At 39.9% G+C, this 16272-nt stretch carries 14 protein-coding genes; 8 read left to right on the top strand and 6 right to left on the bottom strand.

The genetic code is table 11. The features are described from left to right. Positions 1-31: 31 nt before the first annotated feature. Together G592_RS0100825 and G592_RS0100820 are read left to right on the top strand one after the other, a co-directional pair. On the top strand, positions 32-304 hold the full coding sequence (locus tag G592_RS0100825) for a cysteine-rich small domain-containing protein (protein ID WP_028246142.1): 273 nt from the start codon (positions 32-34) through the stop codon (positions 302-304). A gap of 200 nt (positions 305-504) precedes the next feature. Then, on the top strand, positions 505-945 hold the full coding sequence (locus G592_RS0100820) for an Hsp20/alpha crystallin family protein (protein WP_028246141.1): 441 nt from the start codon (positions 505-507) through the stop codon (positions 943-945). Between the two features lie 113 nt (positions 946-1058). Here the strand turns inward: G592_RS0100820 and G592_RS0100815 are convergent, their stop codons facing one another. Together G592_RS0100815 and G592_RS0100810 are read right to left on the bottom strand one after the other, a co-directional pair. Further along, complete coding sequence (locus tag G592_RS0100815) at positions 1059-1265, bottom strand: hypothetical protein (protein WP_028246140.1); 207 nt, start codon at positions 1263-1265, stop codon at positions 1059-1061. A 160-nt stretch (positions 1266-1425) separates the two neighbouring features. After that, positions 1426-2232: a hypothetical protein gene (locus G592_RS0100810; RefSeq protein WP_028246139.1), complete on the bottom strand. Its 807-nt coding sequence runs from the start codon at positions 2230-2232 to the stop codon at positions 1426-1428. A gap of 251 nt (positions 2233-2483) precedes the next feature. On the opposite strand from G592_RS0100810, the gene G592_RS0100805 reads away from it, so the two are divergent. The 3 genes from G592_RS0100805 to G592_RS0100795 all read left to right on the top strand — a co-directional run bounded on the left by G592_RS0100805 (position 2484) and on the right by G592_RS0100795 (position 5706). After that, entirely contained in the window at positions 2484-2825 is a 342-nt protein-coding gene (locus G592_RS0100805) for a tetratricopeptide repeat protein (protein ID WP_028246138.1), read from the top strand. Positions 2826-2959: 134 nt separating this feature from the next. Further along, positions 2960-4165 (top strand): 2-hydroxyacyl-CoA dehydratase family protein, encoded by a 1206-nt coding sequence (locus G592_RS0100800; RefSeq protein WP_028246137.1) that lies wholly within the window; start codon positions 2960-2962, stop codon positions 4163-4165. Further along, positions 4165-5706, top strand: a complete 1542-nt coding sequence (locus tag G592_RS0100795) for a 2-hydroxyacyl-CoA dehydratase family protein (RefSeq protein ID WP_028246136.1) — start codon at positions 4165-4167, stop codon at positions 5704-5706. Before G592_RS0100800 ends, G592_RS0100795 begins: the two co-directional genes overlap by 1 nt. 1 nt (position 5707) lies before the next feature. Here the strand turns inward: G592_RS0100795 and G592_RS0100790 are convergent, their stop codons facing one another. From G592_RS0100790 to G592_RS0100775, 4 genes are read right to left on the bottom strand one after another with little or no spacing between them, the layout of a single operon-like run. Next, the gene (locus G592_RS0100790; RefSeq protein WP_028246135.1) at positions 5708-6355 is read right to left on the bottom strand and encodes a hypothetical protein; all 648 of its coding nucleotides are present in this window, start codon (positions 6353-6355) and stop codon (positions 5708-5710) included. 22 nt (positions 6356-6377) lie between these two features. Next, complete coding sequence (locus tag G592_RS0100785) at positions 6378-6998, bottom strand: hypothetical protein (RefSeq protein ID WP_028246134.1); 621 nt, start codon at positions 6996-6998, stop codon at positions 6378-6380. 35 nt (positions 6999-7033) lie between these two features. After that, positions 7034-7849 (bottom strand): DUF1295 domain-containing protein, encoded by an 816-nt coding sequence (locus G592_RS0100780; RefSeq protein ID WP_036951382.1) that lies wholly within the window; start codon positions 7847-7849, stop codon positions 7034-7036. A gap of 13 nt (positions 7850-7862) precedes the next feature. Beyond that, positions 7863-8711: an SDR family oxidoreductase gene (locus G592_RS0100775; protein ID WP_028246132.1), complete on the bottom strand. Its 849-nt coding sequence runs from the start codon at positions 8709-8711 to the stop codon at positions 7863-7865. A 217-nt stretch (positions 8712-8928) separates the two neighbouring features. On the opposite strand from G592_RS0100775, the gene clpB reads away from it, so the two are divergent. The 3 genes from clpB (at position 8929) to G592_RS0100760 (ending at position 16207) form a co-directional block, all read left to right on the top strand. After that, a complete protein-coding gene (clpB, locus tag G592_RS0100770) occupies positions 8929-11511 on the top strand; it encodes an ATP-dependent chaperone ClpB (RefSeq protein WP_028246131.1) in 2583 nt (860 codons plus the stop codon). Positions 11512-11698: 187 nt separating this feature from the next. Next, positions 11699-13771: an endo-1,4-beta-xylanase gene (locus G592_RS0100765; RefSeq protein WP_028246130.1), complete on the top strand. Its 2073-nt coding sequence runs from the start codon at positions 11699-11701 to the stop codon at positions 13769-13771. An 81-nt stretch (positions 13772-13852) separates the two neighbouring features. Then, complete coding sequence (locus G592_RS0100760) at positions 13853-16207, top strand: family 43 glycosylhydrolase (RefSeq protein ID WP_028246129.1); 2355 nt, start codon at positions 13853-13855, stop codon at positions 16205-16207. Positions 16208-16272: the final 65 nt, after the last annotated feature.

Raw genomic sequence — 16272 nt, 5'->3', positions numbered from 1 at the left:
GAGTTCATAAAGAGTAATTAGAGGTGAACTCATGGAACACTACAAATTTTTTCAAAATAGGGAATGTGAATATTTCCCTTGTCATAAAACTGATAATCCAGAGGACTTTAACTGTTTATTCTGTTATTGTCCTCTTTATTGTCTTGGGGATAAATGTGGTGGAAATTTTAAATATACAGAATCAGGTGTGAAATCCTGTGTAGATTGCCTGCGACCTCATTTTCGTGAGAATTATAAAGAAATCACTGGTCAGCTTGGTGAAGTGATGAAGCTGATTGAAAAGGATAAGTCAGAAAATTTATAAACTAAATATTAAATAATTATAAATTATTAGCACTCTCTATTGACGAGTGCTAATTGCGGGTGTATAACGTAATTACAACAAGGGAAGGAAAAGAAAAGCTTCCCAAACCAACCTGGCTGGGCAGGCACAAGATAAGCTTGCAGCAGCAAAGTAACCGGGATTAAAACTATATTTCATATAATAAAGAGGAGGTAGTAATTATGTTAATGCCTAGTATTTTATCAAATGATTTTATGGATGATTTCTTCGGAGTACCACGTATGACAGGTTTTGGTCACCACTACGACAATGATTTCGCAAGAATGATGACCACAGATGTTAAGGAAAACGAGAATGACTACACTGTAGATATGAACCTTCCAGGATTTGCAAAGGAAGACATCAAAGCTGAATTGAAAGATGGTTATCTTACAATCAAGGCTGAGACAAATCAGAACAATGATGAGCAGGATGATGACGGTAAGTACATCCGCCGCGAGCGTTACACAGGCTCTTGCAGCAGAAGCTTCTACGTAGGAGATAACGTAACACAGGAAGACATTCATGCAGCCTTTAAGGACGGTGTACTTACACTTAGCATTCCTAAGAAAGAAGCACTTCCAGAGAAGGAGGAGAGTAAGTATATTGCTATTGAAGGTTAAATGATATAAAAAACTACGGGAAGGCAGCGCCCATAAATGATTGCCTTCGGCAATGGGGCGCGCCGTGGCAAACAAAAAGGACTATCAATTTGATAGTCCTTTTAATTTGCATATTAGGCAAAAAAGAATAAGTAAAAAGCCTGTGCCCAAAGAGCTACGAGTGTAGTAACGCTTACGATGATTGCGCCAACTGCTCTTGTAAGGCAGTGTGAATCTTCGATTTCAGCTGATCTCTTTGCATATGCAACGCTTGAAACAATATAATTAACGAAAAATAATGTAACTGCGGAAAAAACTACTAATACAATAAGGTTTAACATTTCTGACCTCTCCTTAAAACAAATAATAATTGCTTGATACCGAAGGGTATTTTACAAGGTCAGAGATGATAACACAATAGTTATAATTAACATAAATATTCAATATGCACAATTTATTATAATGATTATGTACAATATGGCAAATTAGCCAAGCAATCATCTACTTATTCAGATAATCGAAAGTACTTAAATCATAGTGTGTGGAATACATATCTTCCAGAGATTCAATCTGGAGAGTGCCACTAAACAAAAGCTTATCAAAGGAATCATTGAACTTTCCACCTAGATGGTCGTGGTAGCTCATGTATGCAAATACTTCCATCATAGAAGCATTTGCCTTATAGATTGTACTCAAATCAATAATATCAATATTAGGAAGGTAAGTGTTTGTGTTCAGAGAGAATGCTCTGACAGAAACAATTGGTCGTTCCTCTGTACTGCTGGCATGTAATGTGGCAGCAATTTTTACCGCCTCTGCATTGCCGCCGCCTACAACACAGCTTCCGATTTCCTGAAAGGTGTTAGGAGTATCAGCTACAAAGTAGTTGTTATAGTCCTGAAAAGAAAGAACATTTCCTACTTTTTTTTCATGTGGCTCAGCTACATGATAATTAAACTGCTCAGCGGCACTGGCAATTTTCTGAAGCTCGCTAAAAAGAGTCATATTGCCGATAGTGATGGCAGTGTGCTTGGCATAGTCTGTAAGCTCAACAAAATCATATTTCTTACCTTCTGAGAAATCTGCAGGAGCAGGCTTTACAGCGTCGATTGTGAAATCGCTATAATTGTAGTCTGGGTTATTCTCCCTGATGTATATCATTGCCTTTTTAAAGTCTGCAAAAAGACATCTGTGAAGATCAATGTGCTTTACATCTTCTATATTTAATGAGTCGTCTTCTAGCTCGTCCATGGCAGCTTGAATTTGGTAGTTTAGTTGAGTTTTAAACATAATATCATTAATAACCATAAAATTATCCTCCACTACTAGCTAAATAATAGCATATTTAGTATCGAACTAACAGAATAATCACTATATTTAGTGATAATTTATTGAAAACTACTAAAATTGAATGAGTTTTGTTATGCAGAAATGTGAAAATTCTGTGAATAACTACTCAACTGAGGTGAAATAGTGTATTATATATCTTGCCTGCGTTGACGGTCCCGAGATTACAGATGAGTTAATGGTAGAGATTGATTGATAGGAGGTAAGGGTTCATGAATAAAGATGATATACAAAGCATTTCCAAGTTGATTCACGAGTTAGATCAGAGAGCAGAGAAAGCAGTAGCTGTCAAAGATTATGATGAGGCCTTTACCATTTATCAGGAGATTCTTGGTGCCTATGAAACCTTGAGGCTGGAAAAAAGCTGCGGTCGCACTTTGCTTAACATGGCAAATGTTATGTTGCTTAAAGGTGACACAGAAAAGGCAAAGGAGTATATAGATATCGCTTCAGATATTAATGATTTGCAGAATGATTACATGGATTGTGTAAACATTCAAATCCTTAGATCTAACATGTATCTTCCATCAGCTTATCGCTGCATAGAAGTTTAATTGATAATAGAAAACATGGTGCCATATCCTAAATAAGGGTATGGCATTTTTTATACAAACAAGAAACTCATTGTGTGTGATTTAGTTTATTGTTACAATACTATTTAGTATTAAAATAGTATTGGAGAAGGTTTGTGAAAGATTTAAAGCATTTATATTATTTCGAAAAGTTATTGGAGGACTCTTATAACGACTTGTGCAGACAGGCTCAGGCTGAAGGTTATAAGGCAATCGGACACGTTTGCTTTCAGATTCCAGAGCCACTTTTAAATTTGCCAGGTTGTTTTTCTACTCGTCTTCGTGCACCTCGCACAGGTTCCATTGAAATGGGTACATACTACATGAGCTCTACTTTGTGTGAAGCATGTCGTGCTTATTTAGAAAGAGCAATTGAGGGCGGTTTTAATTTCCTGGATTGTATATTGGCGCCAGATGCTTGTGCTCAGATGAACCGCTGCGTAGAAAATATAGAAAGACTTAAGACTAATCCTAAGGATTCATTCTTTGTTACCTATGCAGATGTTCCTATGAAGTCTGATGAGACAGCACTTAAACACTATGTAAAACAGATGCGAATCAGAGTGCTTGAGCCACTGCAGAAAAACTTTGGCATCGACATTTCTGATGAGGCACTTCGTAAATCCGTGGAGGAGCAAAATGAGATTAGCAGACTGATTACTGCTATTGGAGAATATCGTAAATACGAATCACCTAGAATTACAGGATATGAGTTTGCAGTGTTATGTTTAGCAACTTACTGCTGCCCTAAATATCTTCTTAAGGAAAAGCTTCAGGAGACATTAGACGAGCTCAAAACACGTGAGCCAGACCCAGCAGGAAAATATCGTATACGCGTAGTGATGGTTGGTTCGGAGATTGATGATCCAGAATTCATTCAGCTGGCAGAAGAGTGTGGTGCTCTTGTAGTAGCTGACAGATTCTGCTTTGGCTCATTGCCAGGCAGACAGGAAATCATTTTAAATGATGAAGAAGACGTGCTTACTCAGATTTGCCGCACTTATCTTCAGTGGGGCAAGTGTCCTCGTTTCTTTAATCAGGACAAGATTATGGAACGTCGTGATTACGTGGATCAGCTGGCAAAGGAATATCATGCTGACGGTCTTATCTATGAGCAGATAAAATTCTGCGATTACTGGGGCTACGAGCGAGCTTCTGCATTCCATATTATGGAAGAGGAATATGGTTACCCAGTTCTTTCTGTAGACAGACCATATGCCGTGCGTTCCTCAGGACAGCTTCGTACTAGAATTCAGGCTTTTGTGGAGCGAGTAGAAATGAAAAAGCTTGCAGAGGCTAAGGCAGAAAGGAGGGCACAGTAATGGGTAGAGCACTTGGAAGTGAACCACTTGGAACAACTCTTTATTCAGGAAAGCGCCCTAGAAGACGTAGAGAGTGGAGAGGATTAAAAGACACCTGGTACGATTACACCAGATGGCTTTACTACTTATTTATACTTGCAAAGTTTATGATGAAGCCTAACAATTTCAAAGGCTTCTTTAGATATCGTTGGATGAGTAACTACCTGGCTGTTCCAGATTTTATGGACCGCCACACAGAGGGGTTAAGAGGTACAGCCCTTCGACTTGCCCATGAGGGAATCGGTCTTATCATTATCGACATGACCATTTCTCTCACAGATATTTTTAAAGCAGATCCAGAAATCGGAAACGACACTGAGCTTAGCAAAAAGATGGTTGTTTTCGATGAGAATATGATGAGTACTCTCATGGGTGGATTCCGTAATCTTAAGTGGGTCAGCTATGAGGTCCCTGCTATCTACACCAGCTCATTTATGTGTCAGGATGGCGTAATGCATTACGTTGATAAGACTCATGAATACGGTGTGCCAAATGATGTCTGTCCTATGCCGGCAGCAGAGCTTGGTGCAGCCCTGGAGGATGACTTGCCAAAGATTGGAGCCTGCGCTATTCAGTGCAACACTACCTGCGACGGTTCACTTATGGGTGGTGGTCTTATGGCTCGAAGCATGGGCATCCCTACATTTCAGATTGCAGCACCTATCCGTCATCGTCAGGAGAGTGTTCAGGAGTACGCTGGAGAAGAGATTCTTAATGCCATTCATTTCATTGAGGAACACACAGGTGAAAAATATGACTGGGATTACCTTTTTGAAAATATGGACCGCTTCAATCAGGAGACAAAAGAATTCTTAGAGTGGCTTGAGATTAACAAGACACCTTATCCACAGCTTCTGGGTGCCACACTTGGTTTCTACCGCTATGGTGTTTATATGGCAGCAGGTGGCCGTAGCCCAGTTTTCCTTAAGACCGATAAGAAGATTACAGCCCTTGCCACAAAGGCTTATCAGAATAAAGAAATGGCCTGTAAGGAATACAGACATCGTGCAATTCTCTGGGGTGTTCAGGCAGCATACTATACCGCATTTCCGAATTGGCTTATGAACTGTTGGGGAATCGTTCCAATCAATGATATGCTTTGCTGTGTTTCTACAGAGATGGTCAGCACCACTGATAAGCATCAGGCACTTTTGGATTTAGGTTATCTCTATGAAAATATGATTATGAGAAATCGTTCCAATGGTGGATATGAAACTGGTGTAGAGGATCTGTTCAGATTATGCGAGCAGATGAATGTAGATATGGTAATCATGTATGTTCACATCGGCTGTAAGGCCATGTCAGGTTATACAGGATTATTTGAAGAAGAAGCCCGCAAACGTGGAATCCACTGGATTTGGGTAAATCACAATCTTATGGTTCCGCTGGATGGTACCCGTCGCGACATGCGAACAGAGGTCAACAGATACATGCGTACCATCCTTAAGGAAGAGCCAGTGGATCCAAGTCTTGAAGACTTTGACGATAGTCTTTGCTGGTAAATTAAATTCCAAACAAAATATCGTGGAAGAGCATTTCGGTAGCTTCTTTGCCAAGTGCTTTTACAAACACATCAGTGGAAGGGCCGCCGTGCTCAAGTAATCCATTAATATAATATAAACTTCTGGCTTTCTTAGCCTCCTGGTCAGTTACCTGCTGAGCTGGAGTGTTAAGGAAGCTTTTTAAATGCTGGGCTGAGAGCTCATCAAAATCAGCAGAAACAGCTTTCTTGCCCTTGAAAGAAATGCTCTCAGGAAGCTTGATGTCATCATACCAATGAGCGCCAGGATCTCTAAGAGGAAGCTGCGAATAATTCTCTACTACCTTCTTTACCTCATCAAAAGAAATCTTGCTTACCATAGTGTCGTACATTTCAGTGATAAGAGTGTCGTTTCCCATAGCCATGATTCTATCGTAGGAATAGATAGGTAAATCAAGCTCTGTAGGTGTGATAATGAGTGTGTCCATTTTCATGAGACCAAAGAAACCTTTTGCACTCATTAGAGAAATGTGACCAAGCCCTTTAGCTTCAAAAGCTTTGATATCAAATTTCATGCCACTTACTTTTAAATTGTCACATGAAGATGTGTCAAGAGGAGTAAGTGAGTACTTTGCTTTTACAATATCTAATAAATCATAAAGATTAATCATTTTCATAATTCTCCCGTTTTAATTATTTTAATTTAAGGTTCCAAAGACCTGCTTTTCTAAGGCTGAGAGCGCCCCATAAAAGAAGACCCTGACCTACGATGTTTACGCCCTGAGCAATCCAGTTGTAGATGGCCAGTGAAAAGTCTTTTGTGGAAAGATATCCCATACAAAGGGACATGAAAAATGAAAGGATAAATACAAGGATTAGCATAGGCTTTTTCATTTTGATGGCAATGACGCATAAGGCATAATAAAGAAGTCCAAGCCCCAGGCACATGAATGAAACAAAGATAAGAGTGCCTGAAAAGAGAGGTGGAGCCACACTAAAAAGTGTTTTTGATGACTGGTTGTAATGAATCATCGCAACTGCGGCAACACCTGCCATTAAAAATCCAATGGACTGAACAGGGAAAAACATGTCTGAAAGTGCCTGGAAATCACAGATGCTGGCACCATATAAAAGCTTGTAAAGAGCTTTTGCAAAACCTGCAAAGACAATATCTAAGGTTCCCATAGAAAAGAGTGCGAAAGCACCCTTGCTCATTTTATTATATAAATTGCGCTGAAGTACAATTGCTGCAACAGCAAAAAAGGCAACTGGAATAAAGTCTACAAGCGCCATTATTACTGATAATTCTTTCATATATCCTCCGATAAAACTTAATTAGGATGATGTAGCTATCCCACTAGAGGGTCTTGCTTGTTTAAATGATAAATAGGAAGTAATGGAATGATGATAGGTGTTGAATTTGCATATTCATTGTATTCTTTATCATTTCCATATCTTTCCATCTGACGTTTTTCAAGGCGCTGTGCACCGTTGAACATGATATAGACAATTGAGATGTAAGCAGCGATGGCTGTAATCCACTGTCCGATACCTGTGTAAGTTGTAAGTCCAGAGATGAAAATACCAGTCCAGAAAACAATCTCGCCAAAATAATTTGGACAACGAACAATCTTGTAAAGCTTTTCTGTAGCAACCTTTTCTGGATTAATTTTTTTCTGCTCGCTCTTTTGCTTGTCAGCTACTGACTCAAGAATAATTCCTGCAAGGGAAACAATAATGCCAATTACAGGGATGACAGAATCTGTAGAACCATTTGCAAAACGGAAAAGTACAGGGCTCACCTGAGCAGTATAAAGAATGGCAACTGTGATCCAGATGGTGATGCTGACAAAAATAGGAAGCTTTTTATCGTTGCCTGTGGCTTCTCGAAGTGTCTTGCGATAAGCTGCATTCTTAATTTCTCTATAAAGAAGAAATCCTGAAAGTCTTGTTCCGTAAATGACAAAAAGTAAAGTCTGAAGTACAAGAAGCCATGTAAGCTCTCCTGACCAGCCATTTGCAAGGCTGAGAATCATAATAGTGATACCACCGCCTACAATAGCGAATCCATAACCGATGGAAAGAAAATAAACAAATCTATAGAAACCAACGGCACATAAAATAGCGCAAACTATAAATATAATAAGTAGAAAATTCCAAAACATAAAAATAACTCCTTTAGTTAGACTTAAAACTGTCTTTGATGTACTGGGCGAAGCTCATTTCACCATATTTTGTCTCACCCACCATATCGTTGGAAAGAGTGAACTTTGAAAAGCGTATGATGGCTTCCTTACCATTTTTCTTAAGCTTATTTACAAAGGCAAGAACATCAAATAACCACTCAGGAGCCTGCTTAATAACTGGCTCTTTGCCTGCTGCTTCGAAGCACATTCTGGCAATTTCTTCATATGAATATGTTTCCTTACCGCCGATTTCGTACATGGCATTTTCATCAAGCATGTGTTTTACGATAAAGTTTGCAAAATCTTCTGTGGAAATAACATTGGCATGAACAGCCTTTTTCCCAAGAAGAGTAACAGCCCCCTTTTCAATCATTGGACGGAATACTTTTATGATGTCGTAGAAGTATCCTGTTGGACGCAAAATTACATATGAAAGTCCGCTTTTTTTGAGCTCACCCTCAAAAAGATATTTTGAGTGAACCATAGGAACATCAGGAGCCATGTCAGCCTTAATAACAGAAACGTAAACAAACTGCTTTACACCGGCTGCCTTAGCTTCATTGAGCAGATTAAGATTTCCCTGATAATCAATTTCATAGTTGGAAATTGTGGCAGAACCCTTTGTGAGACCAACAGTTGTAATGACTACATCTGCATTATCACAGGTGCCTTTTAAAGTCTCAGGCTTTGTAACGTCTACCTGAGTAAAAGAATAGTTGCCTTCTATGTTGAGTTCGCGCTGCATCATATCAAGAGCAACTACTTCATGATTATTTTTTATTAATTCTTTGAAGATGTCGGCGCCAAGATTGCCATAAGCACCAGCAAGTACTATTTTCATAAGATTGTTCCTCCCTTAAATCTAATCGAAAAAAATACATCAAAAAGTTTAACACAATATAATACCTGTAGAAATGAATTTAGTTGCCAATAATGAGCCGTTTTTGACAGTAAATATAAAATATTTATTAATTATTAGCACTCTCGCTTGTGGAGTGCTAATTTTTGTTGTATAACATAAATATAGAAAGGCTAATAGGGGAGAAAGGAGAAGATTTATGAATATCCAGAAATTTACCCAGAAATCTATAGAGGCCATTAATGGCTGTGAAAAAATAGCAATGGAATATGGCAACCAGGAGTTGGAGCAGGAGCATCTTTTGATGGCGCTGCTTCGTCAGGAGAATGGATTGATTCCATCCCTCATTGGTAAGATGGACATTGACCTGCAGCAGTTTACAAATGCTGTGGATGCCGCTTTAAATGCAAGAGTAAAGGTTCAGGGCGGACAGCTTCGAGTGGGACAGCAGCTTAATTATGTTCTTACATATGCTGAGGATGAAGCTAAGGCTATGCGAGACAGCTATGTTTCAGTGGAGCATCTCATGCTTGCCATGATTAAAAAGCCAAGCACTCCTATCAAGAACATTTTCAAGCAGTTTGGAATTACAAGAGATTCATTCCTTGCAGTGCTTGCCACAGTCCGTGGAAATCAAACCGTAAATACGGATAATCCAGAGGCTACATATGACACACTTGAGAAGTATGGTTATGACCTTGTGGAGCGAGCTCGTGATAACAAACTTGATCCAGTAATTGGCCGTGATGAGGAAATCAGAAATGTAATCCGTATCCTTAGCCGAAAGACAAAGAATAATCCAGTGCTTATCGGTGAACCAGGTGTTGGTAAAACAGCAGTTGTAGAGGGCTTGGCACAGCGTATTGTCCGTGGTGATGTGCCAGATGCACTTAAGAATAAAAAGGTATTCTCACTTGAGATTGGTTCAATGATTGCAGGTGCAAAATACCAGGGTGAGTTTGAAGAGAGATTAAAAGCTGTCCTTGATGAGATTAAAAATTCCGACGGTGAAATAATTCTCTTTATCGATGAGCTTCACACTATCATCGGTGCAGGTAAAAATGGCAGTGGCGGACTTGATGCAGGCAACATGTTAAAGCCTATGCTTGCCCGTGGAGAGCTTCACTGTATCGGAGCTACCACACTTGATGAATACAGAGAATACATTGAAAAGGATGCTGCATTAGAGCGTCGTTTCCAGCCAGTAATGGTAGATGAGCCTACAGTAGAAGATACCATTTCAATACTTCGTGGACTTAAGGAGCGCTATGAGGTATTCCATGGAGTAAAGATTACTGATGGTGCGCTGGTATCTGCAGCTACGCTTTCAAACAGATACATCTCAGACAGATTCCTTCCTGATAAGGCAATTGACCTTGTGGATGAAGCCTGTGCACTTATTAAGACAGAGCTTGATTCAATGCCGGCAGAGCTGGATGAAATGAACAGACGAGTTATGCAGCTGGAGATTGAAGAGGCAGCTCTTAAAAAGGAGACAGATAAGCTTTCTCAGGATAGACTAGCTGACCTTCAGAAGGAACTCTCAGAACTTCGAGATGAGTACAACACAAAGAAGGCTGCATGGGATAACGAGAAAAAGCTAGTAGAGGATGTTACAAAAATCCGCGAGGAGCTTGATGATGTTCAGGGACAGATAAAGATTGCCCAACAGAAATATGACTTAGAGGAAGCAGCAAAGCTTCAATATGGAAGACTTCCTGAATTGGAAGCTCAGCTTGCTGACGCCGAAGAAAGACTTAAGAGCAGAGATGCAAATTTGGTTCATGAGAATGTTTCTGAGGACGAGATTGCCAGAATCATTTCTAGATGGACAGGCATTCCTGTTGCGAAATTAAATGAGACAGAGCGAAGTAAGACTCTTCATCTTGATGAGGAATTACATAAGAGAGTAATGGGACAGGATGATGCAGTAAAGCTTGTTTCAGAAGCAATCATTCGATCAAAGGCTGGTATCAAAGATCCAAGCAAGCCAATCGGTTCATTCTTATTCTTAGGACCTACAGGTGTAGGTAAAACAGAGCTTGCAAAGACGCTTGCTCAGGCACTTTTCGATGATGAAAATGCAATGGTTCGTCTTGATATGTCCGAGTACATGGAGAAGTTTAGCGTATCTAGACTTATCGGAGCGCCTCCAGGATATGTAGGCTACGATGAGGGTGGCCAATTGACAGAAGCGGTGAGACGTAAGCCATATTCTGTAGTACTTTTCGATGAGGTTGAAAAGGCTCATCCAGATGTATTCAACGTACTTTTACAGGTACTTGATGATGGTCGTATCACAGACTCTCAGGGACGTACAGTTGATTTCAAAAATACAATTATTATCATGACTTCTAATCTTGGCTCACAGTACTTATTAGAAGGTATTGATGAGGCAACAGGTGAAATCACTGAAGCTACAAATGAGCTTGTAATGAATGAGCTTAGAAATTCATTCAGACCAGAGTTCCTGAATCGACTTGATGAGATTATCATGTTCAAGCCTCTTACAAAGGATAACATTGGTGGCATCGTAGACCTTATTTTTGAAGAGCTTAACAACCGACTTGAAGACAGACAGCTTAAGATTGAACTTACACCAGCTGCTAAAAAATTTGTAATAGATCAGGGTTATGATCCAGTATATGGAGCCCGTCCACTTCGTAGATTTATTCAAAAAAATGTGGAAACTATGGCTGCAAAAATCATCCTTGGTGGAGATATTCATGAGGGAAGTACCATTACAATTGATAGCGATGGAACTCAGCTAACAGCGAAATAGTGACAATTTGACAAATATAATCAATGGACTCTGTGGATATTTTACCACAGAGTCTATTTTTATGTAGATAAGGCAATAATTGATAAATAGACCGCAAGAATTGATAATGTGTGGAATTGTTAAATATGTTACGATATTATTACAAGCAGGGGAGAGAGTTAAATAATATTTCATGGGGGATAATGAAATGAAGAAAAAATTGTTAAAGAGTTTCGCATCGAAACTCCTTGCTGTCGCATGCGCTTTTACAATGCTTGCCACAGCACCAAGCCTTACTGCAAATGCAGCACAGGCAACACTCCTTAATACCTATGGAAGCACATATGGTTATTCAGGAACATGTATTAACCTGTATCAGCTTAGAGATGCAGGTCAGCTTAATTTCTTAAAGCAGCATTACAACAGTATTACTCTTGAAAACGAGATGAAGCCAGATGCTTTACTTGGTGGTTCAGCAAGACTTATCTCAGTTTCACAGGCTAAGAATCAGGGCTACTATATCCCAGATAATTACAGAGAACAGTATGTTCCACAGATTAACTTCAGCACAGTTGATGAAGTTATGAAGATTTGCTACAACAACGGCCTTAAGATGAGAGCTCATACATTAGTATGGCATTCACAGACACCTTCTTGGTTCTTCCGTAGCAACTATAGCGGTGGAGCAGGTTTTGTTAATTCATCTGTTATGGATGCACGTCTTGAAATGTATGTAAAGACAGTTATGAACCATGTATACACAAACCAGTATGGTAGTGTTGTTTATGCATGGGACGTAGCAAATGAGATTTTACATGCAAATAACTCAGGTTGGGAAGCAGTTTATGGAAATAACAGAAAGAATGCTTCTTATGTAAAGAAGGCTTTCAACTATGCTTACGACACACTTGAGTATTTCAAGCTTACAGATTCTGTAAAGCTTTTCTACAACGATTACAACACATATATGGAAGTTAATGATGTAATCACACTTGTGAACTATATCAACCAGGGCAGAAAGGTTTGTGCAGGTGTAGGTATGCAGTCTCACCTTGGAACAGGCTTCCCTTCAGTTGATTACTATACAACAGCTCTTAACTCATTCTTAAGAGCAGGTTTCGAAGTTCAGATTACTGAGATGGATATTACTAACAAGGGTGATAATGATATGGCAAATTATGCTTATCAGCTCTTCAAAAATATCAACACAGCTAAGAAGAACGGTGGCAAGATTACAAGTATTACTTGGTGGGGACTTTCTGATCAGACAACATGGATTAGCAATTCTGCTCCATTATTGTTCTCTAGACCAGGTCAGGCTAAGCAGTCTTACAACAGTGTAATCAAGGCTTACACAGATGTAATTGGTCAGCCAGGTTCAAACCCAGGTACTAGACCAACACCAACACCAACTCCAAAGCCACAGCCAACACCAACTCCATCACAGAATGTAGATAAGAACTCTACAGCAAATATTGCAGATGGATGGTACTACCTCAAGAATACACTTTCACAGAAGTACCTTACAGTTGAAGGTAACACAGCTAAGGCTGCTACAAACGTATGCATTTCAAAGGGCACTGGCGTTGATGGTCAGAAGTGGTATGTTCAGAATCTTGGAAATGGATACATCTCACTTAAGTCTGGTCTTGGCGATTTCATGCTTGATGTAGCTAATGGCAAGGATGAGGATGGTGCAAACCTTCAGATTTACAATGCTTACGCTCATGATCCACAGCAGTTTATCGTAAAGAATACAAACAAGAGCGGCGTATACACAATCGCTACAAAGACATCTAATGGTTCTAAGTATGTTGATGTTTACGAGCACAAGACAGCTGATGGCACAAACGTATGCCAGTGGACATATTATGGAAATCCAAATCAGCAGTGGCAGTTTGAGAAGGTAAATGGTGGATCACAGGCTCAGCCAACACCAACACCAACTCCAAATCCACAGCCAACACCAACTCCAGCACCACAGCCTTCAACAGGAGCAGGCCTTACAGCAAAGGCTACAATCAACAGCTGGGGCAGCGGTTACACAGCAAACATTAAGGTTTCTAACAACACAGGAAAGACTGTAAATGGTTGGACACTTAAGCTTAAGAAGAGCGAAGTAAAGATGGATTCTAGCTGGAATGTAAATGTAAAGGAATCAGGTGATTCTTATGTACTTACACCAGTTGATTGGAACTCATCTATTCCTAACGGTGGAAGCGTAGAATTCGGCTTCAACGGCTCAGGAAATGTTGGAAGCATTAGCGTTGATGTTCAGTAATAAATAATAGTAACTAGATAATTAGTATCTTCCCTGCTTGTACTAACTATTAAATAATTGTGATATCGTGAGGGATATTGTATGAATAAATTTATTAAGAAGTTCTTTTGCCTTGCGATTACTGGCACAATGCTTTTCAGTACAGCGGTTAGTGCTGAAGCAGCTACTGTAATCAACGGCAGCTATGTTAAAGGAGATAATGAGAATAATCCTCTTGTAACTCAGAACTATGGAGCAGATCCAGCAGTTTTGGTATACAACAATAGGATTTACGTTTATACAACAAACGATAGCCAGGAGTATGATGCTACTCATGGCAAAAATACATATGGAAAAATTAACCAGTTAAACTGCTATTCTTCATCAGATATGGTTAACTGGACTGACCATGGTCAGATTAACGTTGCAGGACGCGACGGCGCAGCAAAATGGGCAAGCAATTCATGGGCTCCAACAATTTGCTGCAAGAAGATAAATGGCAGAGATAAGTTCTTCTTATACTTTGCAAACAATGCAAGCTCTATCGGCGTACTTACAGCTGATAGCCCTACAGGTCCATGGAGAGATCCATTGGGACGTGCATTCATCACAAAGTCTACTCCAAACTGTAATGTAGAGTGGCTTTTTGATCCAGCAGTTTTAGTAGATAGCAATGGAACAGGATATCTTTACTTTGGTGGTGGCGTTCCAGCAGGACAGGCTGCTCACCCAAGAACAGCAAGAGTTATCAAGCTTGGAGGCGATATGATTAGCACATCAGGCACAGCTGCTATGATTGATGCTCCATATCTCTTCGAGGATTCTGGAATTAACAAGATTGGTAACACATATTATTATTCATATTGTACAAACTGGAATTGCAGCAACGGATATCGCAATGCTACAATCCACGTTATGACAAGCTCTAACCCAATGGGACCATTCACACATCAGGGTGAAATCATGGCAAACCCAGGTGAATTCTTCAGTGGTTCAACAGGTAATAACCATCACCAGATTTTTGAGTTTAAGGGGAACTACTACATTGCATACCATACAATGACAGTACAGAATAAGGTTATGAGCAACCTTGGTTACAGAACAACTCAGATTGATAGGGTTAATGTATCAAATGGAAGAATTCAGCCAATCAAGGAGACAATGTCAGGTGTACCTATGAACCCTTCAGTAGACCCATATAGCTGGGTACAGGCTGAGACAATGTTTACACAGGCTGGAATCAAGGTTCGCGGTAATGGCGATGGTTCTGCATGGGTAACAGATATTAACAATGGTGATTTCACAAAGGTTAAGGGTGTACAGTTCTCTAAGGGTGTTAAGTCTATCACAGCTACTGTTCAGAGTGGCGGAAATGGAAGCATTGAGGTAAGAGAGGGCTCACAGTCTGGTACATTACTTGGAACAATTAATGTTTCAAATACAAGTGGTTCCTTCAAGGATTTCACAGCTAACGTAAGAAATGTAAACGGAGCAAAGGATATCGTTTTTGTATTCCGTGGCTCATTTGCATTTGATAGATGGAAGGCAAACACAGATAACGGCGGAAGCGAAGCTCAGCCTACACCAACACCTACACCAACACCATCACAGAATGTAGATGCAAATACTACAGCAAACATTGCAGATGGTTGGTACTATCTCAAGAATACACTTTCACAGAAGTACCTTACAGTTGAGGGCAACTCAGCTAAGGCTGCTACAAATGTATGTATTTCAAAGGGTACAGGTGTTGATGGACAGAAGTGGTATGTTCAGAACTTAGGAAATGGTTACATTTCACTTAAGTCAGGACTTGGAGATTTCATGCTTGACGTTGCAAATGGTAAAGATGAGGATGGCGCAAATCTTCAGATTTACAATGCATATGCACACGACCCACAACAGTTTGTAGTAAAGAATACAAACAAGAGTGGTGTATACACAATCGCTACAAAGACATCAGCTGGTACAAAGTACATTGATGTTTATGAGCACAAAACAGCTGACGGCACAAACGTATGCCAGTGGACATATTATGGAAATCCAAATCAGCAGTGGCAGTTTGAGAAGGTAAATGGTGGTTCACAGGCTCAGCCAACACCTACACCAACTCCAGCTCCTACAGCACAGCCAACTACAACACCTACACCAGCACCACAGCCATCTACAGAAAGTGGTCTTACAGCTAAGGCTACTGTTAACAGCTGGGGAAGCGGCTATACAGCAAGCATTAAGGTATCTAACAATACAGGAAAAACTGTAAATGGTTGGACACTTAAGATTAAGAAGAGCGAAGTAAAGATGGATTCTAGCTGGAATGTAAATGTAAAGGAATCAGGCGATTCTTATGTACTTACACCAGTAGATTGGAACTCATCTATTCCAAATGGCGGAAGCGTAGAATTTGGATTTAACGGCTCAGGCAATGTTGGAAGCATCAGCATTGATGTTCAGTAAAAATAAGGGATAGTTACTTATTGTAATTTGTATTGTATAATGAGTGGAGGAGCGTAGTGCTCCTC

The sequence above is a fragment of the Pseudobutyrivibrio ruminis CF1b genome, from assembly GCF_000424005.1.
GTDB classification, from domain to species: domain Bacteria; phylum Bacillota; class Clostridia; order Lachnospirales; family Lachnospiraceae; genus Pseudobutyrivibrio; species Pseudobutyrivibrio ruminis_C.
The sequence above is the reverse complement of the archived record's forward strand: the minus strand, read 5'-3'. Positions and strand labels throughout refer to the sequence as shown.

Bases quoted from the DNA above. Each gene is read 5' to 3' on its own strand.
- G592_RS0100825 (WP_028246142.1), top strand. From the start codon at position 32: ATGGAACACTACAAATTTTTTCAAAATAGGGAATGTGAATATTTCCCT.
- G592_RS0100820 (WP_028246141.1), top strand. From the start codon at position 505: ATGTTAATGCCTAGTATTTTATCAAATGATTTTATGGATGATTTCTTC.
- G592_RS0100815 (WP_028246140.1), bottom strand. From the start codon at position 1,265: ATGTTAAACCTTATTGTATTAGTAGTTTTTTCCGCAGTTACATTATTT.
- G592_RS0100810 (WP_028246139.1), bottom strand. From the start codon at position 2,232: ATGGTTATTAATGATATTATGTTTAAAACTCAACTAAACTACCAAATT.
- G592_RS0100805 (WP_028246138.1), top strand. From the start codon at position 2,484: ATGAATAAAGATGATATACAAAGCATTTCCAAGTTGATTCACGAGTTA.
- G592_RS0100795 (WP_028246136.1), top strand. From the start codon at position 4,165: ATGGGTAGAGCACTTGGAAGTGAACCACTTGGAACAACTCTTTATTCA.
- G592_RS0100790 (WP_028246135.1), bottom strand. From the start codon at position 6,355: ATGATTAATCTTTATGATTTATTAGATATTGTAAAAGCAAAGTACTCA.
- G592_RS0100785 (WP_028246134.1), bottom strand. From the start codon at position 6,998: ATGAAAGAATTATCAGTAATAATGGCGCTTGTAGACTTTATTCCAGTT.
- G592_RS0100780 (WP_036951382.1), bottom strand. From the start codon at position 7,849: ATGTTTTGGAATTTTCTACTTATTATATTTATAGTTTGCGCTATTTTA.
- G592_RS0100775 (WP_028246132.1), bottom strand. From the start codon at position 8,711: ATGAAAATAGTACTTGCTGGTGCTTATGGCAATCTTGGCGCCGACATC.
- clpB (WP_028246131.1), top strand. From the start codon at position 8,929: ATGAATATCCAGAAATTTACCCAGAAATCTATAGAGGCCATTAATGGC.
- G592_RS0100765 (WP_028246130.1), top strand. From the start codon at position 11,699: ATGAAGAAAAAATTGTTAAAGAGTTTCGCATCGAAACTCCTTGCTGTC.
- G592_RS0100760 (WP_028246129.1), top strand. From the start codon at position 13,853: ATGAATAAATTTATTAAGAAGTTCTTTTGCCTTGCGATTACTGGCACA.